At 60.6% G+C, this 20,356-nt stretch carries 19 protein-coding genes; 2 read left to right on the top strand and 17 right to left on the bottom strand.

All coding sequences use genetic code 11. The annotated features are described in order from the left end of the window. Nucleotides 1-10: 10 nt before the first annotated feature. Complete coding sequence (locus ACGJAX_RS13680; protein WP_390959427.1) at nucleotides 11-673, bottom strand: HAD-IA family hydrolase; 663 nt, start codon at nucleotides 671-673, stop codon at nucleotides 11-13. Further along, nucleotides 660-1,622 (bottom strand): 23S rRNA pseudouridine(955/2504/2580) synthase RluC, encoded by a 963-nt coding sequence (rluC, locus tag ACGJAX_RS13675; RefSeq protein ID WP_090317703.1) that lies wholly within the window; start codon nucleotides 1,620-1,622, stop codon nucleotides 660-662. Before rluC ends, ACGJAX_RS13680 begins: the two co-directional genes overlap by 14 nt. Before the next feature lie 700 nt (nucleotides 1,623-2,322). Here rluC and rne point away from each other — a divergent pair. Next, complete coding sequence (rne, locus tag ACGJAX_RS13670; RefSeq protein WP_390959425.1) at nucleotides 2,323-5,538, top strand: ribonuclease E; 3,216 nt, start codon at nucleotides 2,323-2,325, stop codon at nucleotides 5,536-5,538. A 176-nt stretch (nucleotides 5,539-5,714) separates the two neighbouring features. Here the strand turns inward: rne and ACGJAX_RS13665 are convergent, their stop codons facing one another. From ACGJAX_RS13665 to ACGJAX_RS13610, 12 genes are all read right to left on the bottom strand, one after another. Further along, nucleotides 5,715-6,305: an NTP transferase domain-containing protein gene (locus tag ACGJAX_RS13665; protein ID WP_390959423.1), complete on the bottom strand. Its 591-nt coding sequence runs from the start codon at nucleotides 6,303-6,305 to the stop codon at nucleotides 5,715-5,717. Next, entirely contained in the window at nucleotides 6,302-7,285 is a 984-nt protein-coding gene (locus tag ACGJAX_RS13660) for an XdhC family protein (RefSeq protein WP_390959421.1), read from the bottom strand. Before ACGJAX_RS13660 ends, ACGJAX_RS13665 begins: the two co-directional genes overlap by 4 nt. Then, complete coding sequence (locus ACGJAX_RS13655) at nucleotides 7,285-9,606, bottom strand: molybdopterin cofactor-binding domain-containing protein (RefSeq protein WP_390959419.1); 2,322 nt, start codon at nucleotides 9,604-9,606, stop codon at nucleotides 7,285-7,287. Before ACGJAX_RS13655 ends, ACGJAX_RS13660 begins: the two co-directional genes overlap by 1 nt. Then, nucleotides 9,603-10,073, bottom strand: a complete 471-nt coding sequence (locus ACGJAX_RS13650; RefSeq protein WP_390959417.1) for a 2Fe-2S iron-sulfur cluster-binding protein — start codon at nucleotides 10,071-10,073, stop codon at nucleotides 9,603-9,605. Before ACGJAX_RS13650 ends, ACGJAX_RS13655 begins: the two co-directional genes overlap by 4 nt. A gap of 243 nt (nucleotides 10,074-10,316) precedes the next feature. Continuing rightward, nucleotides 10,317-11,336 (bottom strand): UDP-N-acetylmuramate dehydrogenase, encoded by a 1,020-nt coding sequence (gene murB, locus ACGJAX_RS13645; RefSeq protein ID WP_390959415.1) that lies wholly within the window; start codon nucleotides 11,334-11,336, stop codon nucleotides 10,317-10,319. Continuing rightward, the gene (locus tag ACGJAX_RS13640) at nucleotides 11,333-11,797 is read right to left on the bottom strand and encodes a low molecular weight protein-tyrosine-phosphatase (RefSeq protein ID WP_247255342.1); all 465 of its coding nucleotides are present in this window, start codon (nucleotides 11,795-11,797) and stop codon (nucleotides 11,333-11,335) included. Before ACGJAX_RS13640 ends, murB begins: the two co-directional genes overlap by 4 nt. Next, entirely contained in the window at nucleotides 11,797-12,561 is a 765-nt protein-coding gene (gene kdsB, locus ACGJAX_RS13635; protein ID WP_247255341.1) for a 3-deoxy-manno-octulosonate cytidylyltransferase, read from the bottom strand. The genes ACGJAX_RS13640 and kdsB overlap by 1 nt, the downstream gene beginning before the upstream one ends. Beyond that, nucleotides 12,558-12,743, bottom strand: a complete 186-nt coding sequence (locus tag ACGJAX_RS13630) for a Trm112 family protein (protein WP_003179363.1) — start codon at nucleotides 12,741-12,743, stop codon at nucleotides 12,558-12,560. Before ACGJAX_RS13630 ends, kdsB begins: the two co-directional genes overlap by 4 nt. A 23-nt stretch (nucleotides 12,744-12,766) precedes the next feature. Then, nucleotides 12,767-13,777 (bottom strand): tetraacyldisaccharide 4'-kinase, encoded by a 1,011-nt coding sequence (lpxK, locus tag ACGJAX_RS13625; RefSeq protein WP_248915779.1) that lies wholly within the window; start codon nucleotides 13,775-13,777, stop codon nucleotides 12,767-12,769. Beyond that, on the bottom strand, nucleotides 13,777-14,202 hold the full coding sequence (locus ACGJAX_RS13620; RefSeq protein WP_090317677.1) for a biopolymer transporter ExbD: 426 nt from the start codon (nucleotides 14,200-14,202) through the stop codon (nucleotides 13,777-13,779). Before ACGJAX_RS13620 ends, lpxK begins: the two co-directional genes overlap by 1 nt. Then, a complete protein-coding gene (locus ACGJAX_RS13615) occupies nucleotides 14,199-14,834 on the bottom strand; it encodes a MotA/TolQ/ExbB proton channel family protein (RefSeq protein WP_247255339.1) in 636 nt (211 codons plus the stop codon). The genes ACGJAX_RS13620 and ACGJAX_RS13615 overlap by 4 nt, the downstream gene beginning before the upstream one ends. A gap of 98 nt (nucleotides 14,835-14,932) precedes the next feature. Continuing rightward, nucleotides 14,933-17,161, bottom strand: a complete 2,229-nt coding sequence (locus ACGJAX_RS13610; RefSeq protein ID WP_390959411.1) for a DNA internalization-related competence protein ComEC/Rec2 — start codon at nucleotides 17,159-17,161, stop codon at nucleotides 14,933-14,935. Between the two features lie 136 nt (nucleotides 17,162-17,297). Here ACGJAX_RS13610 and ACGJAX_RS13605 point away from each other — a divergent pair, with 136 nt between their 5' ends. Beyond that, nucleotides 17,298-17,813 carry a DUF2062 domain-containing protein gene (locus tag ACGJAX_RS13605; protein WP_390959409.1) on the top strand — a complete coding sequence of 172 codons (516 nt, stop codon included), beginning with the start codon at nucleotides 17,298-17,300 and terminating at the stop codon, nucleotides 17,811-17,813. A 64-nt stretch (nucleotides 17,814-17,877) separates the two neighbouring features. Here the strand turns inward: ACGJAX_RS13605 and ACGJAX_RS13600 are convergent, their stop codons facing one another. The 3 genes from ACGJAX_RS13600 to ACGJAX_RS13590 all read right to left on the bottom strand — a co-directional run bounded on the left by ACGJAX_RS13600 (nucleotide 17,878) and on the right by ACGJAX_RS13590 (nucleotide 20,343). Continuing rightward, nucleotides 17,878-18,657, bottom strand: coding sequence for an ABC transporter permease (locus ACGJAX_RS13600; RefSeq protein ID WP_390959407.1), 780 nt, complete (start codon nucleotides 18,655-18,657; stop codon nucleotides 17,878-17,880). After that, nucleotides 18,654-19,586 carry an ABC transporter ATP-binding protein gene (locus ACGJAX_RS13595; protein WP_247255336.1) on the bottom strand — a complete coding sequence of 311 codons (933 nt, stop codon included), beginning with the start codon at nucleotides 19,584-19,586 and terminating at the stop codon, nucleotides 18,654-18,656. Before ACGJAX_RS13595 ends, ACGJAX_RS13600 begins: the two co-directional genes overlap by 4 nt. 133 nt (nucleotides 19,587-19,719) lie before the next feature. Then, complete coding sequence (locus ACGJAX_RS13590; protein ID WP_390959405.1) at nucleotides 19,720-20,343, bottom strand: glutathione S-transferase N-terminal domain-containing protein; 624 nt, start codon at nucleotides 20,341-20,343, stop codon at nucleotides 19,720-19,722. Between the last annotated feature and the right edge of the window lie 13 nt (nucleotides 20,344-20,356).

The raw sequence follows: 20,356 nt of genomic DNA, 5'->3' as shown, positions 1-20,356 counted from the left end.
CAACAACGTATTAAGCCCGCTGATTCAGCCAGGCATGCAATTCTGAAAAGCGATCGACCGCCAGCCGCGGCTCAAGCAGCTTCAGCGCCTCGATCGATTGAGCACCGTAGCTGACCGCCACCGAATCCATCCCGGCATTACGCGCCATCTGCAGATCGAACGACGAGTCGCCGACCATAAGCGCCTGCGCGGGAGCCACGTTGCAATGCGCCAGGATCTGCTCAAGCATCAGCGGATGCGGCTTGCTGGCGGTCTCGTCAGCCGCACGGGTGATGTCGAAATAATTTTCCCAGCCGTGGGATTTCAGCACCCGGTCCAGCCCGCGCCGAGCCTTGCCGGTCGCCACAGCCAGATGATATCCCTCGGCGCGAAACGCCTCGAGCGACTCGACCACACCTTCAAACAATGGCGAAGGCACCGCCTCCGACGCGATGTAGTGATCCGCATAATGCTGACGGAAGGCTATCAGGTCGGCATCGCCGATTTCGGGATACAAAGTGCGGATCGCTTCCGGCAGACCCAGCCCGATAATGCCCTTGACGGCGAAATCATCGCGCAGTGGAAAACCGGTTCGCTCCGACGCCACATGCATCGCTTCGACAATCCGACCAATGGAATCGGCGAGCGTGCCGTCCCAATCGAAAATCAGCAGCTTGTAATCAGATGGGCGCACTCAATCGCTCCACGGTCTTGGCCCACATTTCATCGACCGGCGCCTGCAACTTGAGCTCACCGCCATCGGGCAGCGGCACGGTCAGCATGTAAGCGTGCAGGAACAGGCGCTTGCCGCCCAGATCACGGATTTCCTTACTGAAATCGTCATCGCCGTATTTGGTGTCGCCGGCAATGCAATGCCCGGCATGCAACGTGTGGACGCGGATCTGGTGCGTGCGACCGGTGATCGGTTTGGCTTCGATCAGGGTGGCAAAGTCGCCAAAGCGACGCAGGACCTTGAACACGGTCACAGACTCCTTGCCCTCCTCCTCGTCGACCTCGACCATGCGCTCGCCGGAGCGCAGGTTGCTCTTGCCGAGTGCCGCACGGACTTGCTTGATCGAGCTCGCCCAGTTGCCGCGAACCAGTGCCATGTAGCGCTTATCGACACCATCACCGCGCAATGCGGTGTGCAGGTGACGCAACATGCTGCGCTTCTTGGCGATCATCAGCAGCCCTGATGTGTCACGATCGAGACGGTGGACCAGTTCCAGCTCCTTGGCATCGGGGCGCAACTGACGAAAGGCTTCGATGACGCCGTAATTCAAACCGCTGCCACCATGAACGGCGATCCCGGCAGGCTTGTTGATCACGATCAACGCCTTGTCTTCGTAGACAATCGACGCCTCGAGTCGCTGCAGCAGACCTTGAGCCAGCGGCACCGGCTCGTCGCGCTCAGGCACGCGAACCGGCGGCACGCGCACGATATCGCCCGCCTGCAGCTTGTATTCGGGCTTGATCCGCCCCTTGTTCACCCGCACTTCGCCCTTGCGCAAAATGCGGTAAATCAAGGTCTTGGGCACGCCTTTGAGCCGAGCGAGAAGGAAATTATCAATACGTTGGCCGGCATATTCCGGCGAGACCTCAAGCAGTTGTACGCCTGGGGTCGAGGGGGCTGTAGTCGTCATGCCGCGGATGATAACAATTTTTTATGGAATTGAAGCACTTAATCATTGCTGCTATAGTCGCGAACGCCGCCAAAAGCGGCCTGGACAGCGGACCAACGGTCAAAAACCGACCCTGACCAACGCAATTCACCAGGACGCGAGGCCGTCCTACGGGGCTTTCGCTACGTAACGGTGGAGTTTGCAGTTGTAACAAGCGCAGGTGACATGAGGCCTGAATCAAACCGCAAAGCAGAGTTTTCACTCGTCTTGCGAGCCAATATTCATGGCCAGTTCACAAAGTGCAGTCAGCAGCGAATGACCCCGAGCGAACGCTTCGGAAACAACGCCTAAATTAGCCATGATGCGTGACCTCCCCTTTCGGAGCTCACGGTAAATGCCAACCCGCTGCGGATTCTGCGCGCGGCAGCACCCGAATTATCAGGGATACGTGTAGGGTGGAGATGCACAACCGCTGGACTGTGTAGCAATAGGCTTTATCAAGACGCTTCATCTCGTCCACAGCCGCTGGTTGATTCCTCCTCCTGACTGAGTGCTTAAGTAGCCACAGCAAGCAGGACGCGTACGTCGCGACACCGGCCCAATTGGTCGGGGTTCGCTAGACACTGGAGTGTCCAACCACTCCTGACGCACCTGACACCGACCGTGAGAAGTCGTGTGTGCCGAACGCCGTTTCCGGCAGCCCGGAAACCGACGGTACTACATGAAAAGAATGCTGATTAACGCAACTCAACCCGAAGAGTTGCGTGTTGCACTGGTAGATGGCCAGCGCCTCTACGACCTGGACATCGAATCCGGTGCACGCGAGCAGAAGAAGGCCAACATCTATAAAGGCCGGATTACTCGCATCGAACCAAGCCTTGAGGCTGCCTTTGTCGATTTCGGCTCCGAGCGCCACGGCTTCCTGCCACTCAAAGAAATCTCCCGCGAATACTTCAAGAAAGCCCCTGAAGGCCGCGTCAACATCAAGGACGTCCTGAGCGAAGGCCAGGAAGTCATCGTTCAGGTCGAAAAAGAAGAACGTGGCAACAAGGGCGCCGCCCTGACCACTTTCATCAGCCTGGCCGGTCGTTACCTGGTACTGATGCCGAACAACCCGCGTGCCGGCGGCATCTCCCGTCGCATCGAAGGTGAAGAGCGCAACGAACTGCGCGAAGCCCTGAACGGCCTGGTTGCCCCGGCCGACATGGGCCTGATCGTGCGCACTGCCGGCCTGGGCCGCAGCAGTGAAGAAATGCAGTGGGACCTCGACTACCTGCTGCAACTCTGGACCGCCATCAAAGAAGCCTCGCTGGATCGCTCCGCGCCATTCCTGATCTATCAGGAAAGCAACGTGATCATCCGCGCCATCCGTGACTACCTGCGCCAGGACATCGGCGAAGTGCTGATCGACAGCGTCGAAGCCCAGGACGAAGCCCTGACCTTCATCCGTCAGGTGATGCCGCAGTACGCCAGCAAGATCAAGCTGTACGAAGACAGCGTTCCGCTGTTCAACCGCTTCCAGATCGAAAGCCAGATCGAAACCGCGTTCCAGCGCGTCGTCGAATTGCCTTCCGGCGGCTCCATCGTTATCGATCCGACCGAAGCCCTGGTGTCCATCGACATCAACTCGGCGCGTGCCACCAAAGGCAGCGACATCGAAGAAACCGCCCTGCAGACCAACCTTGAAGCCGCCGAAGAAATCGCCCGTCAGTTGCGCCTGCGCGACATTGGCGGCCTGATCGTCATCGACTTCATCGACATGACCCCTGCCAAGAACCAGCGCGCCGTGGAAGAGAAAGTCCGCGAATGCCTGGAAGCCGACCGCGCTCGCGTGCAAGTCGGTCGCATCTCGCGCTTCGGCCTGCTGGAAATGTCCCGTCAGCGCCTGCGTCCCTCCCTGGGCGAAAGCAGCGGCATTGTCTGCCCGCGCTGCAACGGCACCGGCATCATCCGTGATGTTGAATCGCTGTCGCTGGCGATCCTGCGCCTGATCGAAGAAGAAGCACTGAAAGACCGCACCGCCGAAGTTCGCGCCCAGGTGCCGATCCCGGTCGCCGCGTTCCTGCTCAACGAAAAGCGTAACTCGATCACCAAGATCGAACTGCGCACCCGTGCCCGCATCGTGATTCTGCCGAACGATCATCTCGAAACGCCGCACTTCGAAGTACAGCGTCTGCGTGATGACAGCCCTGAAGCGGCGATCAACCAGTCCAGCTACGAAATCGCTGCTGCCGCTGCCGAAGTGGAAGAAGTCCAGCCAGCTGCGGCCACCCGCACCCTGGTTCGCCAGGAAGCGGCGGTCAAGACTGCGCCAGCCCGTGCCAACGCTCCGGTTCCGACTGAAGTCGTCGCCGCTCCGGTTGCCGCCCCTGTCGCCGCTCCAGAGCCAAGCCTGTTCAAGGGCCTGGTGAAGTCGCTGGTCAGCCTGTTCGCCTCCAAGGAAGAGCCTGCTGCCCCGGCAGTGGTCGAAAAACCGGCTGCCACCGAGCGTCCGGCTCGCAGCAATGAAGAACAACGTCGCAACGGTCGCCAGCAGAGCCGCAACCGTAACGGTCGCCGCGATGAAGAACGCAAGCCGCGCGAAGAACGTGCACCGCGTGAAGAGCGCGCACCACGTGAGCCACGCGAAGAGCGTCAACCACGCGAAGCCCGTGAAGAGACACCAGCCGTAGCACGTGAGGAACGCGCGCCGCGCGCTCCACGAGAAGAACGTGCACCTCGCGCACCGCGTGAAGACCGTAAGCCACGTGGCGAACGCGAAGAGCGCGTTCGTGAACTGCGTGAGCCTCTGGATGCTGCTCCGGCCGTTGCGGCTGCTGCTGCGACCGCTGAAGAGCGCCCGGCCCGCCCGCCACGCGAAGAGCGCGCTCCACGCCCACCGCGTGAAGAACGTCAACCACGTGCCGAGCAAGCCGCTGCCGTCGCCGAAGAAGAGCTGACCACCAACGAAGAGCAACTGCAGGAAGAAGGTCAGGACGGCGCCGAAGGCGATCGCCCACGCCGCCGTTCCCGTGGTCAGCGTCGTCGCAGCAACCGTCGCGAGCGTCAACGCGATGCCAACGGCAATGTGATCGAAGGTTCGGAAGAATCCGAATCCGGCGAAAACAACGAAGCGCCAAGCACCGCCGATCTGGCCGCCGGCCTGGCGGTTACCGCAGCCGTTGCCAGCACCGTGATCAGCGCCCCGGCCGAAGCACAGGCCAACGAGCAAGCCGAACGCGCCACTGCCGCCACCCTCGAAACTGCACCAGTCGAAGCGCCAGTCGTTGAAGCGACTACTCCGGTTGAAGTGACCGCATCGCCGGAAATCGAAGTGGCACCGGCACAGCCAGTGGTTGAAGCTGTCGCAGAACCTGTTGTGATCGCAGAACCGGTTGCCGAAACCGTCACTGAAACCGTGACCGAAGCCGTTCGTGAAGTTCGCGAAGAGCAAACCGCGTTCAACTGGGTTGCCGAGCCAGCCGTCACCGAAACTCCAGCGCCAGTCGTTGAAGCGCCGGCCGTTGAAGCTCCGGTTGCCGATGCCGTGACCTCCGAGCCGGTCGTCGCTGCTGCCGAGCCCGCTCCTGTCGTGGAAGCGCCAGTCGTTGCCGAAGTGCCTGCACCCGTGGTTGCAGCCGCTCCTGTCAGCGCCCTGACGCCAAGCGGCCGCGCACCAAACGACCCGCGTGAAGTGCGTCGTCGCAAGCGTGAGGAAGAGCGCCTGCAGAAGGAAGCCGAATTGGCGGCCGCTGCGGCTCAGGCTGAAGCCGTTGTTGCAGTCGAACCAGCGCCGATTGTTGCTGAAGTGGCCGAGGCAGCGCCTGCCCCGACTGCAGAAGTCGCTGCAGAGCCTGCTCAATCCGCCATCCACGAAGCACCACGCTCCGTTCAGGAAGCGGTAGAGCAACACGAAAAAGCTCTGGAAAAAGAACACGAGCCTAAACCTCTCGTCTGATTCCATCGCTAATGAAAAGCCCCGCCTGGTGACCCAGGCGGGGCTTTTTTATATCCAAAACAACTGTACCGATTCCCTGTGGGAGCTTGCTCGCGATGATGGCTTAAGATTCGAAAATGGATGCTGGCTGATCCACCGCTCTCGCGAGCAAGCTCGCTCACACAAGGGCTCACCGATTACTTGAAGACTAACTTCTCCGGCACATCCACATCCCATAACACCCCGGGATCATCCACTGCCAGCTCAAACACGCGCCCCTCGGCAAATAGCGGTTTGGCGCCACGATCCCCCGACAACGCCATCAATCCCGCCGCGAAATCCCGTCCGAACCCGACCGGATGCCCATACTCCCCATCCTGCACCGGCACGCTGACGCTGTCGCTGCGCATACCTGCCAGAACTTTTTCAATGCTGGACGGCAGGATGAACGGCATATCCCCCAAAACCATCAACCAGCCATCGAGTTGCTTACAGGCAGAAACTCCCGCAGCAATGCTGTCACCCATGCCGATGGACTCAATCAAGACAATTTCGCAGCCGTAGGCCTGAGCCATGCGAATCACTTGGGGTCGATCAGCGGTAGTCACCAGGACGCGCTTGCCCGCATTGGCCGGCAGATTCACCAGCACATGCTCGATCACCGAGCGAGCCGCGCCATCGCGACCGCTGCAATCGGCCAGTAACTTATCCTTGTCGGTACCGGCGACCTGACGAAACCGGCTGCCCTGCCCCGCTGCCAACACAATGACGCCGATGGACCCGCTCATGTGCGCTCCTGTGACGGCTTCTTCTGTTTCAGTTCCACGCCATTTTTGATTGCCACAATTTCAGCCATCAACGACAAGGCGATTTCCGCCGGGCTATGACTGCCGATATGCAAACCGATCGGACCGTGCAGCCGATCAATGGCCTGTTGCGACAAGCCCAGGTGCGCCAGATTTTCCCGGCGCTTCCGGCTGTTGACCCGTGATCCCAGCGCGCCGACGTAAAACGCCCTGGAGTCGAGGGCCGTCAGCAGAGCCATATCATCCAGGCGCGGGTCGTGGGTCAGTGCAACGATGGCCGTGCGTTCGTCTGTCTGGATACTCAGCACCGCCTCGTCGGGCATGCCGGAGACGAAACGACCATGCTGCTCTTCCCAGCCATAGACGAACTCGGTACGCGGATCACAAATCAGCACTTCGAAATCCAGCAGCCGCGCCATTTCGGCAACGTAACGAGACAATTGCCCCGCGCCGATCAACAACAAGCGCCAGCGGGGGCCGTAGATGGCACGCAAGGTCTGCTCATCGAACGCCAGTACATCCGTTTTGCTGGCGGGCTGTAAGACCACTTCTCCGGTCGCAATATCAAGGCAGCGCGCCACAATTTCATGGGCTTCGCAGCGAGCCAGCAGTTCAGCGACCCACGCGGGATCGCCGACGCGCTCCTCGGTCAATCGCAAGGTGCCGCCGCACGGCAAGCCAAAGCGTGCTGCCTCTTCGCGGGTCACGCCGTAGGTGATCAATTGCACGGGCGGCCCGTCGGCCGGAATCCGACCATCGTGCAACCGGGCAATCAGGTCATCCTCGACACAACCACCCGACACCGAACCAATCACCACGCCGTCTTCACGCAAGGCCAGCATGGCCCCAGGTGCCCGGGGCGCAGTGCCCCAGGTCTGGACCACGCTGTACAAAACCACCCGCTGACCGGCACGGCGCCACTCCAGCACGCTGCGCAGGACATTCAGATCGGCGCTGTCCATCAGGCTTTGGCCTTTTGCCAGTCCTGCAACTGATAGCGAATCGGCAGGCTGCGAATGCGTTTGCCGGTGGCGGCAAAGATTGCGTTACACAGCGCCGGCGCAATCGGCGGCACGCCGGGTTCGCCAACGCCACCCAAAGGGACATTGCCTGGCGGCGTGACCAGATGCACGGCGACTTCCTTCGGTGCCAGGGACATGCGCGCCACTTCGTACATATGGAAGTTGTCCTGCTGGACCTTGCCATCCTTGAAGCTGATTTCACCCAGCACTGCGTTGCCCAAGCCCATGACGCAAGCGCCTTCGAACTGTGCGCGAATCCGCTCGGGATTGATCTGCGGCCCGCAATCCACAGCAATATCAGCCTTGTGCACGATCAGTGTGCCGTCGTCTTTGACCTCGACCTCAATCACCGCCGCCACGTAGGTGACGAAACTGTAATGCACCGCCAGGCCCAAGCCACGCCCCTTCGGAAACTCGCGCCCCCAACCGGCGGCTTTGGCGGCAGTTTCCAGCACCGTGCGCAAACGTCCGGTGTCGATCGGGTAACGTTCCGGCGATTCACCGTAGTTCCACTCCTCACTCAAGGTACGCGGATCGATCTGACGGTCCGGGCCGAGCAATTTGATTTGGTACTTGAGCGGATCCTGCCCGGCCTTGTGCGCCAGTTCATCGACGAAACTCTGGATGGCAAAGCCATGGGGGATGTTCGACACCGAGCGATACCAACCGACCCGGGTGTGCACCGTCGCCTCGGGGTTCTCCAGGCGCACGTTGGGGATCGCGTAGGCCATGTTGGTGAAACCCATGCCCAGCTCGAATGCCGCTTCGTGATTCATGCCCGGTGCGAACAATGCGGTGATGCTGGGTGCCACCGTGCGGTGCAACCAGCCGGAAGGCAGACCATCCTTGTTCAGGCTGGCCTTGAGGTACTCGGCGGACACGGTGTGGAAATAGGAGCAGTGGATGTCGTCTTCACGGGTCCATTGCACACGCACGGCTTTGCCAGGGAACTCCTTGGCAAGAATCGCCGCTTCGATGATGAAGTCGGGTTTGGACTTGCGACCGAAACCGCCGCCCAGCAGGGTGACGTTGACGGTGACGTTGTCGAACGGCAGGCCGAGACGCTCGCTGATCCGCTCACGGGTGACCTGTGGCGCCTGGCTCGGCCCCCAGGCTTCGCACACACCGTCCTTGTAGCGGGCGATGGCGACCATTGGCTCCATCGGCGACTGTGATAGATGCGGCAAGTAGTAAGAGGCTTCCAGCGTGCTGTTGGCGCCGCTCATGGCTTCATCGATGTTGCCCGTGTTGCGCACCACTTTGCCGGGTTTGAGCGAAGCGGCCTCCAGCTCCTTACGGTAGGCGATCGAGTCATAACTGGCGTTGGCGCCGTCATCCCATTCGATTTTCAGCGCTTCACGCCCCTTGATCGCTGCCCAGGTATTGCTGGCCACCACCGCCACACCACCCAGCGGCTGAAACTCCGATGGCAGTGGACGGCTTTCGATCTGCACGACCTTGAGCACACCGGGGACTTTCATCGCGGCGCTGGCATCGAAGGTCTTGACCTTGCCACCGTACACCGCGGGTCGGGCAATGGTGGCGAACAGCATGCCGTCGACATGCACGTCGGCACCATATACCGCGCGACCGTTGACGATGTCGTCACCGTCGATAGCCCTGGTGCCTTCCTTGCCGATGTAGCGGAATTCCGAAGGTTGCTTGAGGCGCAGACTGTCACGCGCCGGCACGGCCAGGGCGCCCGCAGCGATGGCCAGGGCGCCATAGTCCAGTTCGCGACCGGAAGGCTTGTGGATCACTTTATGCAGTTGCGCATGACATTCACCGACCGGCACCTTCCACTGCTCGGCAGCCGCTTGCTCGAGCATGGTCCGCGCGGCGGCACCGCAGCGGCGCATTGGCTCATACCAGTGGCGCATGCTGCGCGAACCGTCGGTATCCTGGTTACCGAAACGCACTTCGTCGCCCGGTGCCTGCTTGACTTTGACCCGTGCCCAATCCGCTTCCAGTTCGTCGGCCACGACCATGGTCAGGCTGGTGCGCACACCCTGACCCATTTCCGAACGGTTGCAGACGACTGTCACCGTGCCGTCGGCTGCGATGCTGATGTAAACCTTGGGATCGTCGACCCAGCCGTGGGGCATGCCATCGGCGCCGAACTTCTTTTCCTTCTCTTCGGCAAACGCGTCTTGCCAGCCCCAACTGGCGGCCACCACCAGTGCACCCGTAGCGCCCACGCCTTTGAGGAAACCACGCCGACTGAGGTTGCTCAGGGCGAAATCATTCGGTAACCGGCTCATGCCTTGGCCTCCTTGAGGTGAGTGGATGCCTGGCGGATGGCGGTCTTGATGCGGTTGTAGGTGCCGCAGCGGCAAATGTTGCCGACCATCGCCTCTTCGATCTGCTCGTCGCTCGGGTTCGGATTGGTTTTAAGCAATGCGGTGGCAGACATGATTTGCCCGCCCTGACAGTAGCCGCACTGGGCCACGGCCGTGTCGAGCCAGGCTTGCTGCACGACTTTGCCGACGGGGTCGGCATGCAGATTGTCGATTGTGTTGACGTTCTGCCCCACGACCGAGCCGATTGGCGTGATGCAACTGCGTGCTGGAGCACCTTCGATATGAATGGTGCAGGCGCCGCACAGGCCCATGCCGCAGCCGAATTTGGTGCCGTTGTAACCGGCCACGTCGCGGATCGCCCAGAGCAGCGGCATGTCTTCGGTGACGTCGAGTTGATGGTCTTGACCATTGAGTTTCAGGGTAATCATGGGCACGCCCGCATAGTATTGGGTTATGGGGTCGAGCAATCTGCCGCTTTAGCCAAGCGGTTCGGTTATCACAGATCGACTCAGGCTGATGGGCTCTTTTGTGCAGACGAGCACGTCTGCGCCAGGCCTTTGATGAAGCAAATGCTGGTATCGTTAGGTGGCTAAGTTAACCCAGCATTAACAAAAAAGCCCTGCACAATGGAAGTTGTGCAGGGCTTTGAGATCAGTCTGGAAAGCTTAGCTTCAATACTGATTGGGCTCCATTTCCAGATCGACATGAAAACGTTCTGAAATGTCTTTCTGGATGCGCTGTGCCAGGTCGAGCAATTGCAGTCCGGTGGCATTGCCATAGTTGACCAACACCAAGGCCTGCAATTTATGCACGCCTGCATCGTTCTCGCGAAATCCTTTCCACCCTGCCCGTTCGATCAGCCAGCCAGCGGCCAGCTTCATCTGACCGTCCGGTTGTGCGTAGGCAACCAGATCCGGGAACTCACCTTTGAGCCGGGCAACCAGCGCCGCCGGCACCAACGGGTTCTTGAAGAAACTGCCGGCGTTGCCGAGCACAGCCGGGTCCGGCAGCTTTTCGTTGCGGATACTGCAAATGGCCTGGCTGACGTCAGTGGCGGTCGGATGATCGATGCCTTGCTCGGTCAGGCGCTGACGCACCGGGCCGTAATCCAGATGCAGATGCGCAGTGCGGTCGAGCGTGAAACGCACCCGAAGGATCAACCAGCGCCCCGGCTCCTGCTTGAAGAGGCTGTCACGGTAAGCGAAGTTGCATTCTTCCAGGCTGAAGTCGCGCAATTCACCACTGTGGCGATCAAGCGCCGTCAGGCCGGCAAACACGTCCTTGATCTCGACCCCATAGGCACCGATGTTCTGCATCGGTGCGGCACCCACGGTGCCGGGAATCAGGCTCAGGTTTTCCAGGCCGGACAGGCCTTGCATCAATGTGTGCTGCACAAACGGATGCCAGGGTTCGCCAGCCTCGGCCTCGACCACGACCTTGCTACCGTCATCGCTCAACACGCGAATCCCGCGCGTGGCCATGCGCAGTACCAGCGACGACACATCGCCCGTCAGCAACAGGTTGCTGCCACCGCCGATCACCAGCAGGGGCACGTCATGTTCCCGGGCATAGGCCAGTGCTTCGCGCACGTCGGCGTCGCTGTGGGCCTCGGCAAACAGTCGGGCCTGAACATCTACGCCAAAGCTGTTGTAGGGCTTGAGCGAGACCTGTTGCCGCAGCTGCAGACTCATAGCCGTCCCTTCAATTCGATCACCAGCAGATCACTGGCACGCTCGATAAGATCCAGCACCCGCTCGAACCCTTGCTCACAGTCGTGATAAGGGTCCGGCACTTCATCGAGTTCCGACTGATAACGACGCAGGAACAGATCCAGCTCGGCTTTACCCTTGACCGGTTGCAGCGCCTCGAGACTGCGCAGGTTGCTTTTATCCATCGCCAGGATCAGGTCGTAGGTGGCGAAATCGGCGCGGGTCACTTGCTGCGCACGCTGGTTCGACAGGTCATAACCGCGCAGTTTCGCAGCCGCCTGACTGCGCTTGTCCGGTGGATTGCCGACATGCCAGTCACCGGTGCCGGCGGAGGCTACCTCGACTAGGTCGGCCAGCCCTGCCTCACGCAACTTATGCCGTAGCACGCCCTCTGCCGTGGGTGAACGACAGATATTGCCCAGACAGACAAACAGAACCCGCATCAGGCCTCCAGCAGGCGACGAACGCGCTCAAGGTCTTCAATGGTATCGACGCCGGCCGGCGGTGCGATCAGCGCATCAGCAACGTGAATGCGCACCCCGTGCCACAGCGCTCGCAGCTGCTCCAGGCACTCGGTGTCTTCCAGCCAGCACGGACCCCAGCTGACGAAGTCCTGCAGGAAACCGGCGCGATAGGCATAGATACCGATATGGCGACGGTACGGCACGCCTTGCGGCAGCTGTTCGCGGCTCTTGGCGAAAGCGTCGCGCGCCCATGGCAACGTGGCGCGACTGAACGTCAGGGCCAGGCCATTGAGGTCACTGACGACCTTGACCACATTGGGATTGAACAGGGTTTCGACATCTTCGATCGGCTCGGCCAGGGTGGCCATGCGCGCTTCGGTGTGGGCGGCGAGGTTGACGGCGACCTGATCGATCACGCTCGGCGGGATCAGGGGTTCATCACCCTGGACGTTGACGACGATGGCATCGGGCGCCAGACCCAGTTTCGCCGCGACTTCCGCCAGACGATCGGTGCCGGAGTTGTGATCTTCGCGGGTCATCACCACTTCGGCGCCAAAGCCCTGACAAACCTCAACGATGCGCACGTCGTCGGTGGCAACCACCACACGCTGGGCGCTGCTTTTGCTCGCCTGCTCCCAGACATGCTGAATCATTGGCTTGCCGGCAATCAACAGCAGCGGTTTGCCCGGCAGACGCGTAGAGGCATAACGCGATGGAATGACAACGGTAAAGGCTGTAGTCATTTATCCAGACGCTCATCGGTAGTCAGGGTACGGGCTTCGGATTCGAGCATCACCGGAATACCGTCGCGAATCGGGTACGCCAGGCCGGCGCCCTTGCTGATCAGCTCGGTCTTGTCGGCGCTGAGCTTGAGCGGGCCTTTGCAGACCGGGCAAGCGAGGATGTCGAGCAGTTTGGTGTCCATGATCATTCCCTGGATAAAACGGTTTAAGGCAAAAGTCGAGCCGGCAACAGACGCATCAGCTGGGTATCGAACCAGGCCACGAAAGCCGGTGACGGCACAGCGTCCACTGCCAGATACCACCAATCGGCGGCGGCGAAGGCACGGCACTTCACCGCGTCCTTTTCGGTCATCACCAATGGCAATGACGGCTTGAAATTCAAGGCCTGCACGCTGTATTCGGCGTGATCGGCGAAGGCATGCGGCACTGGCTGCCAGTGTAGCGTTTCGAGGGTCGTGAAGAAACGCTGCGGATTGCCGATTCCAGCCACCGCATGCAGCGCCTGGCCTTTGGGAAAGTGATCGAGGGGAAGGCGTTGACCACTTTGCAGATTGACCAGCGCGGTCGGTTGCAACTGAAAGGCAAAACCACCGTCGCGGTCAGCCGTGGCGCCGTTGTACAACACCGCATCGACGCTTTGCAGGCGTTCGACCGGTTCGCGCAATGGCCCGGCGGGCAGGCATCTCTGGTTGCCAAGGCCCCGGGCGGCATCGATCAGCACCAGTTCGAGGTCCCGGGCCAGTCGGTAATGCTGCATGCCGTCATCGGACAAAATCAGGTCCAGCGGCTCACTCGCCAGCAAGGCCTTGACGGCCCGACTGCGGTCCGGGTCGATCATCAATGGCACGCCGGTACGCTGGACGATCAATAGCGGTTCGTCGCCGGCGATGTCCGCGCCTTGATCCGCCTCGACCCGCCAGGGCAACTGCGCCGGTTTGGCACCGTAGCCACGACTGACCACGCCGACCCGCAAGCCACGGCGCTGGCAATGCTGGATCATCCACAGGATCAGCGGTGTCTTGCCGGTACCGCCCACGGTGATATTGCCCACCACGATCAGCGGGACGGGCGGCTGATAGATCTCACCCTCGCCTGCCAGAAAGCGTTTGCGCTTGTTGTTGACCACGCGTCGGTACAACCACTCCAGCGGCTGCAATAACTTGAGTGCCGGATGACCTCGGTACCAGGCGGCGAGCAGGCGATCGGACATGGCCATCAGGGCGCGGGCGCCGCCTCCACGGTGGTCATGCGCAAGTGACTGAAGCCAAGCTTGCCGGCGGCGTCCATGGCGGTGATCACCGATTGATGCTGGGTTTTGCCGTCGGCGCTGATGGACAGCGGACGATTGGTATCACCCTTGGCCTCTTTTTGCAGCGCGTCCATCAGGGTTGCCAGGTCGCTTTTTGGCAGGATCTGGTTGTTCACCGAGAACACGCCGTCTGCACTGATGGCGATATCCAGCTGTTTGGATTGATCTTCCGCAGGCGAGCCGCTGACCGCTTCCGGCAGGTCGACGCGCAACTGGGTTTCACGGGTAAAGGTCGTGGTCACCACGAAAAACAGCAGCAGGACAAACACCACGTCGATCAGCGACACGAGGTTGATGTCCACGTTCTCCCGTTGCTTGCGGCGGAACTTCACGCTTTGCCCTCAGCCAGATCAACGTCGCGGTCGCCTTGCACCACCTCCACCAGCTTGATGGCTTCCTGTTCCATGCCCACGACGAGCTCATCGATACGCCGTTGCAGGAAACGATGGAAGAACACCGACGGAATACCCACGATCAAACCCGACGCCGTGGTGATCAAGGCTTTGGAAATACCACCGGCCAACACCGCCGGGTTGGTCGCCATGCCCGTACCCATGAACGAACTGAAGATATCGATCATGCCCAGCACCGTCCCCAGCAGGCCCAGCAATGGCGCCATGGCGGCGATGGTACCGAGGGCATTGATGTAGCGTTCCAGTTCATGGATGACCCGGGCGGCGGCTTCTTCGATGCACTCTTTCATGATCTCGCGACCATGCTTGGAGTTCGCCAGGCCGGCGGCCAGGATCTCGCCCAACGGAGAGTTGGCGCGCAGTTCCTTGAGCTTTTCTTTATTGAGTTGCTTGTCCTTGATCCAGACCCAGACCTGACCGAGCAAATGCTCCGGGGTCACACGACTGGCCCGCAGGGTCCAGAGACGCTCGGCAACGATCGCCATGGCCACGATGGAACTCAGAATGATCGGCAGCATCATCCAGCCGCCGGATTTGACCAATTCCCACACAGTGAAAGTCCCCTCGAAAAAGTGCGCCACTCTAACATAGGGGGTCGACGCACCGAAGACCGTGATGTCGCATCCGGTCGGGCTGTAATAACGCCCGGTTATTTGCTCACTGGCGGTGGGTCGCGCCAGAAGCGCCGTTCCAGACGCATGGAGCGCGGCGCCTCGTAACGCCCGAGTTGCAGATGAATGGCACCCTGCTCCGCACTGTCGTAGATCGCCATGCCGAGCTTTTCATAGCGTGCCAGGACGGTCGGGTGCGGATGGCCGAACGAATTGCCCTGGCCACGGGAGATCAACACCGCCTTGGGCTGCAAGGCGTTGAGCAGCGCCATGGACGACGAACTGCGACTGCCGTGGTGCGGCGATTGCAGCCAATCGGTGGCTACGGCCAATGGACTGTCGAGCAAGGCGCGCTCGGCGGCCATGTCGATGTCGCCGGTCAGCAGCATTCGCTCGCCGCTGGCTTCAATCTGCAGAATGCAGGATTTCGGATTGCTTTCGCGGGCATGCGCCCATTGCCATAGTTCAAAGTTCACGCCGTCCCAGGTCCATCGCCGACCGCTCTCGCAGCCCCCCGCATTCACCGGCAACTCTGCCGGCTCACCACCGAGTACATGCCTCACCGGCAGTCCCTGGGCGATCGCCTGCGCTCCGCCGGCATGATCGGCGTGGGCGTGGCTGATCAACATCAGATCGATGCCATCCACGCCCAATTTGCGTATCGTTGGCAAAACCACGCGCTCGCCGAGATCGTTGTCACCGAACCGAGGACCCGCGTCATACAGCAGCGTGTGATGGCGAGTGCGGACCAGGATCGCCAGGCCCTGGCCGACATCCAGCTGCCAGACCTCGGCAATTCCTTCCGGTATTTCGGTGCGCGGCGGAAAAACCAGCAACAGCAGCATTGGCCATCCGAGCGGGCGTATCGGTACGCCCCGCGGCAGCAAAAGGAGAAAGGCTCCCAAGGTACCGATGGCCCAGACCCATGGTGGAATCGCGGTGGGCACCCACGCCGGAACCTGGCCCGCCACCCACCCCAGCCCCCAGAACAACCCATCGATCAGACCACCCGTGATCCACAACAGGCCCTCGCCCACATAAGGCACGGGCAACAACAGCGTCCCGAGCAATGCCGGTGGCAGTACCACCAGACTGATCCACGGCACGGCCAACAGGTTGACCAGCGGCCCGCTGACACTGATCGGCAAACCCAGTACCAGCAACAACGGGCCCAGGCCGATTGCGATCAGCCATTGCGCGCGCGTCCAGGTTTGCCACCAAAGCCAAGGCCCCAAGCGACCGCCGAAGGTGAAGATCAGCACGGCCACCGCTGCGAAAGACAACCAGAACCCCGGTTGCAGACTGGCCAGCGGATCCAATAGCAAAACGCCATTGAGCGCCAGCAGCAACGGCCACCACGCGCCAAGGTGTCGAAAACGCAGGCGCCATAACAGCACCAGACCGATCATCAAACAGGCACGCCGCACCGGCACATCAAAACCGGCCAATAGCCCGTAACCAAGCGCTGCAGCGAAGGCCAGACCACAGGCCCAGGGCAACCATGGCAGACGGTTCGACCACAGGCCATAGCGGGCGAGCCCGGCAATCAGCAGATACACCACCCCTGCCAGCAGACCAATGTGCTGCCCGGAAATCACCAATAAATGCACGGTGCCGGTGTCTTGCAACACCTGCCAATCCTGGCGGCTGAGTCCACCACCATCACCCAGAACCAAAGCGGCCAGCACACCCGTCCGCCCTTGGGCATCCACGGCCTGCAAGCGCTGACGAATACCATCGCGCCAGGCCCATTGCGCCTCGCGCAAACGCTCGCCGTCCTTGACGGTACCCGTTGCCCCGATGCGTTGCGCGAACAGCCAGGCGTCGTAATCGAAGGCATAGGGATTGAGCAGCCCGGCGGGACGCTTCAACTTGACCGCCAAGCGCCAGCGCTCGCCGCTGTTCACCGGCGGCCCTTCATACCAGGCCAGTCGCATGAGTTGTGGCACTTTGCCGTGTCGCGACCGGGCATCCGCCAGCTCAAAACGGATTACGCCTTCGTTGTTCTGGGGCAGCCCCACCACCCGTCCTTCGACCCAGCGCGTTTCACCATCGAGGCTCGCTGGCAAACGATCATCCAGTGCCCATTGCGCCTGTGCGCAGGCCCAACTCAAGCCGAACAGGAAAAACGCCACCGGGTAGGTCCTAAATGGCAACACCATCAAACCCACAACCGGCATCAACAGCCACAACCCGACCGGCGGCAATGCCGGTAAAAAGCGCAAGGTCAGCAGACCCAACGCCAGCGCCATCATCCCTGTGCGCATAAGCCCGTCCTTGAGAGTCCCGTCCCTAGGCATAGCGGGCGTATCGCACGGTCGTCGTTATCAATTGTCACAAAGTCTGAATGGGCGACGCCTAGAATCGAGACATACTTGCCGCCTTAACCGACCGAGAAGCCTTATGCCCCGGCGCTTGTTCAAACGCTACATGCCAGACCCGACCAGCATCAGGGAACACAAATCCTTACGCTTTCTCGGCACCCTGCTGCATGACCCCAACCTCTGGCACCTCAATCGCCACTCCGTAGCCCGGGCAATGGCGGTTGGCCTGTTCGCGGCGTTCCTGCCGATCCCTTTGCAAATGCTGTTGGCCGCCGTACTCGCGATCATCGTGCGCGGCAACATGCCGATTGCCGTCAGCCTGGTCTGGCTGACCAACCCGATCACCATGCCTGCGGTGTTCTACTGCACTTACCAAGCCGGCGCCTGGCTGATGGACGTTCCTCCCCGCCAATTTCCGGATGCGTTGACCTGGGAATGGATCAGCGGCGAGTTATCGACCTTGTGGCAGCCGTTTTTGCTGGGCTCGGTGGTGACGGGCTTGGCTCTCGGGGCGCTCGCCTACTGCCTGGTGATGATGTATTGGCGCTGGTGGGTGGCGCGGCAATGGAAGCGCCGCAAGAAAAGCCGAATGTGAGAAAGCAAAACGGCCTCCGTATGGAGGCCGTTTTTTTTTGCGATGTCTGTGATGACACTATCGCTTATGTGCGCATCCCGCGACCGCTGACCAGCAATCGCGCGCAACCGATGTACAGCACGACAGTTGCCACCAGCATGAAGGTAATCGCAATGCTGATGCGAATATCCGACACACCAAGGATGCCATAACGGAAGGCGTTGACCATGTGCAGCACCGGGTTGGCCAGGGACACGGTCTGCCAGAACGGCGGCAGCAACGTAATCGAGTAGAACACCCCGCCCAGGTACGTCAGTGGCGTCAGCACGAAGGTCGGAATGATCGAAATGTCATCGAAGTTGCGCGCAAACACGGCGTTGATGAAGCCCAGCAGCGAGAAGATAGTCGCCGTCAGCACCACCACCAGAAGGGTCACCCCCAGGTGATGCACCTGCAAATGGGTGAAGAACAACGACAGCAGCGTCACGATGATGCCAACCATCAAACCGCGCAGTACACCGCCCAGGGTAAAGCCAATCAGAATGGTGTGGGGCGAGACCGGCGACACCATCAGTTCTTCAATGGAACGCTGAAACTTGCTGCCGAAAAAGCTCGACACCACGTTACCGTAGGAGTTGGTGATCACCGACATCATGATCAGCCCCGGCACGATGTACTCCATATAGGTGAAACCACCCATGTCGCCGATTTGCCGGCCGATCAGATTGCCGAAGATCACGAAGTACAGAACCATGGTGATGGCCGGCGGCAGCAGGGTCTGCGGCCAGATCCGGGTAAAGCGCCGGACCTCACGGTAAACGATGGTATTCAGGGCAACGAGGTTGGGCTGCAGCTCGGAACTCATACCGCCACCTTCGACAGATTTTTCTCCACCAGGGACACGAACAACTCCTCGAGGCGATTGGTTTTGTTACGCAGGCTCAGCACTTCGATGTTCTGCTGTGCCAGCTGAGTGAACAGCGCAGTGATGCCCATGCTCTTGTCCACCTGGACTTCCAGGGTATGGGCATCGATCAACCGCGACGGATAGCCGATAAGCTGCGGTGGTGCGCTCAAGCTGTTTTTCAGATCCAGCAAGAAAGTTTCGACATGCAATTGGCTGAGCAACTGCTTCATGCTGGTGTTTTCGACGATGGTGCCGTGGTCGATGATGCCGATGTTACGGCACAACTGCTCAGCCTCTTCCAGGTAGTGCGTGGTGAGGATGATGGTGATGCCTTTTTTGTTCAGCTCGGTGAGAAAGGTCCACATCGAGCGACGCAGTTCGATGTCCACGCCGGCGGTCGGCTCGTCGAGGATCAACAGGCGTGGCTCGTGGACCAGCGCCCGGGCAATCATCAATCGACGCTTCATGCCACCGGACAGCGAACGCGACGGCACATCGCGCTTGTCCCACAGCCCGAGCTGGGTCAAATACTGCTCGGCGCGCTCCTTGGCGATTTTCGCCGGAATGCCGTAGTAACCGGCCTGGGTCACGACAATGTCGAAGGTCTTTTCAAACTGGTTGAAGTTGAACTCCTGGGGTACGACGCCGATGGAGCGCTTGAGCCCCGCCGGGTCCTTGTCCAGGTCGTGACCAAAGATATTCACCGTGCCGCTGGTCTTGTTCACCAGGGTCGAGAGAATGCCAATGGTCGTGGATTTGCCGGCGCCGTTGGGGCCGAGCAGGGCGAAAAAGTCACCTTCGGCGACATCCAGATCGATACCACTCAAGGCCTGGAAACCGTTGCCGTAGGTTTTGGTTAGCTGCCGGATGGACAGAGCGGAACTCATATCGGATTCATGCACCAAGAAGGAAGGAAAGGAATAAATGGGGGCGGGCGGCGGACAACTCAACCACGACGCACCGGCACAATGGTGCTTGTCGCCGCCACACAAGTACAGTCAAGTGTGTCGATAGTGAGTATTAAGTCAACGCGGTCATCACCGCCTTTTGATAAGCCGGACGCTGTTTCAGCCTTGCGTACCAGGCCTCCAGGTGAGGCATGGGCGCACGCTCGATCGGCATTTCGAACCAGGCATAAATGAAACTGCCCAGGGGAATGTCGCCCATGCCGATCTCGTCGCCGGACAGGTAAGGCCGGGTTGCCAATGCCTGATCGGCCATCATCAGCAGCGCTTCGCATTCCTTGATTGCCGCCTTGATGGCGGGCCAGTCCTTCTGATCCGCGGGGGTGCGCAAGACGCCCCAGAACACGGTACGGAACGGTCCGGCAAAACTGGAAGTGGTCCAGTCCATCCACTTGTCGGCTGTTGCGCGAGCTTGCAGATCCGCCGGATACCAGGCGCTGCCTTCGGCGTGACGGGCCATCAGATAACGGACGATGGCATTGGATTCCCACAACACGAAGCCATCATCTTCAATCACCGGGACCCGGCCGTTAGGGTTCATCGCGCGGTACTGCGGCGTGTCGACGACACCAAAAGCACCACCGGCGTCGATGGCTTCATAGGCCAGGCCCAGCTCTTCGGCGGCCCACAATGGCTTTCTGACATTCGATGAATTTTTCCGACCCCAGATCTTCAGCATGACCGCCTCTCAA

Origin of the sequence: Pseudomonas moorei (assembly GCF_042846945.1) — a bacterium.
GTDB classification, from domain to species: domain Bacteria; phylum Pseudomonadota; class Gammaproteobacteria; order Pseudomonadales; family Pseudomonadaceae; genus Aquipseudomonas; species Aquipseudomonas moorei.
The sequence above is the reverse complement of the archived record's forward strand: the minus strand, read 5'-3'. Positions and strand labels throughout refer to the sequence as shown.

Excerpts from the sequence above, each read along its gene's own strand:
- rluC (WP_090317703.1), bottom strand. The coding sequence starts at position 1,622 with ATGACGACTACAGCCCCCTCGACCCCAGGCGTACAACTGCTTGAGGTC.
- rne (WP_390959425.1), top strand. The coding sequence starts at position 2,323 with ATGAAAAGAATGCTGATTAACGCAACTCAACCCGAAGAGTTGCGTGTT.
- ACGJAX_RS13665 (WP_390959423.1), bottom strand. The coding sequence starts at position 6,305 with ATGAGCGGGTCCATCGGCGTCATTGTGTTGGCAGCGGGGCAGGGCAGC.
- ACGJAX_RS13660 (WP_390959421.1), bottom strand. The coding sequence starts at position 7,285 with ATGGACAGCGCCGATCTGAATGTCCTGCGCAGCGTGCTGGAGTGGCGC.
- ACGJAX_RS13655 (WP_390959419.1), bottom strand. The coding sequence starts at position 9,606 with ATGAGCCGGTTACCGAATGATTTCGCCCTGAGCAACCTCAGTCGGCGT.
- ACGJAX_RS13650 (WP_390959417.1), bottom strand. The coding sequence starts at position 10,073 with ATGATTACCCTGAAACTCAATGGTCAAGACCATCAACTCGACGTCACC.
- murB (WP_390959415.1), bottom strand. The coding sequence starts at position 11,336 with ATGAGTCTGCAGCTGCGGCAACAGGTCTCGCTCAAGCCCTACAACAGC.
- ACGJAX_RS13640 (WP_247255342.1), bottom strand. The coding sequence starts at position 11,797 with ATGCGGGTTCTGTTTGTCTGTCTGGGCAATATCTGTCGTTCACCCACG.
- kdsB (WP_247255341.1), bottom strand. The coding sequence starts at position 12,561 with ATGACTACAGCCTTTACCGTTGTCATTCCATCGCGTTATGCCTCTACG.
- ACGJAX_RS13630 (WP_003179363.1), bottom strand. The coding sequence starts at position 12,743 with ATGGACACCAAACTGCTCGACATCCTCGCTTGCCCGGTCTGCAAAGGC.
- lpxK (WP_248915779.1), bottom strand. The coding sequence starts at position 13,777 with ATGGCCATGTCCGATCGCCTGCTCGCCGCCTGGTACCGAGGTCATCCG.
- ACGJAX_RS13610 (WP_390959411.1), bottom strand. The coding sequence starts at position 17,161 with ATGCGCACAGGGATGATGGCGCTGGCGTTGGGTCTGCTGACCTTGCGC.
- ACGJAX_RS13605 (WP_390959409.1), top strand. The coding sequence starts at position 17,298 with ATGCCCCGGCGCTTGTTCAAACGCTACATGCCAGACCCGACCAGCATC.
- ACGJAX_RS13600 (WP_390959407.1), bottom strand. The coding sequence starts at position 18,657 with ATGAGTTCCGAGCTGCAGCCCAACCTCGTTGCCCTGAATACCATCGTT.
- ACGJAX_RS13595 (WP_247255336.1), bottom strand. The coding sequence starts at position 19,586 with ATGAGTTCCGCTCTGTCCATCCGGCAGCTAACCAAAACCTACGGCAAC.
- ACGJAX_RS13590 (WP_390959405.1), bottom strand. The coding sequence starts at position 20,343 with ATGCTGAAGATCTGGGGTCGGAAAAATTCATCGAATGTCAGAAAGCCA.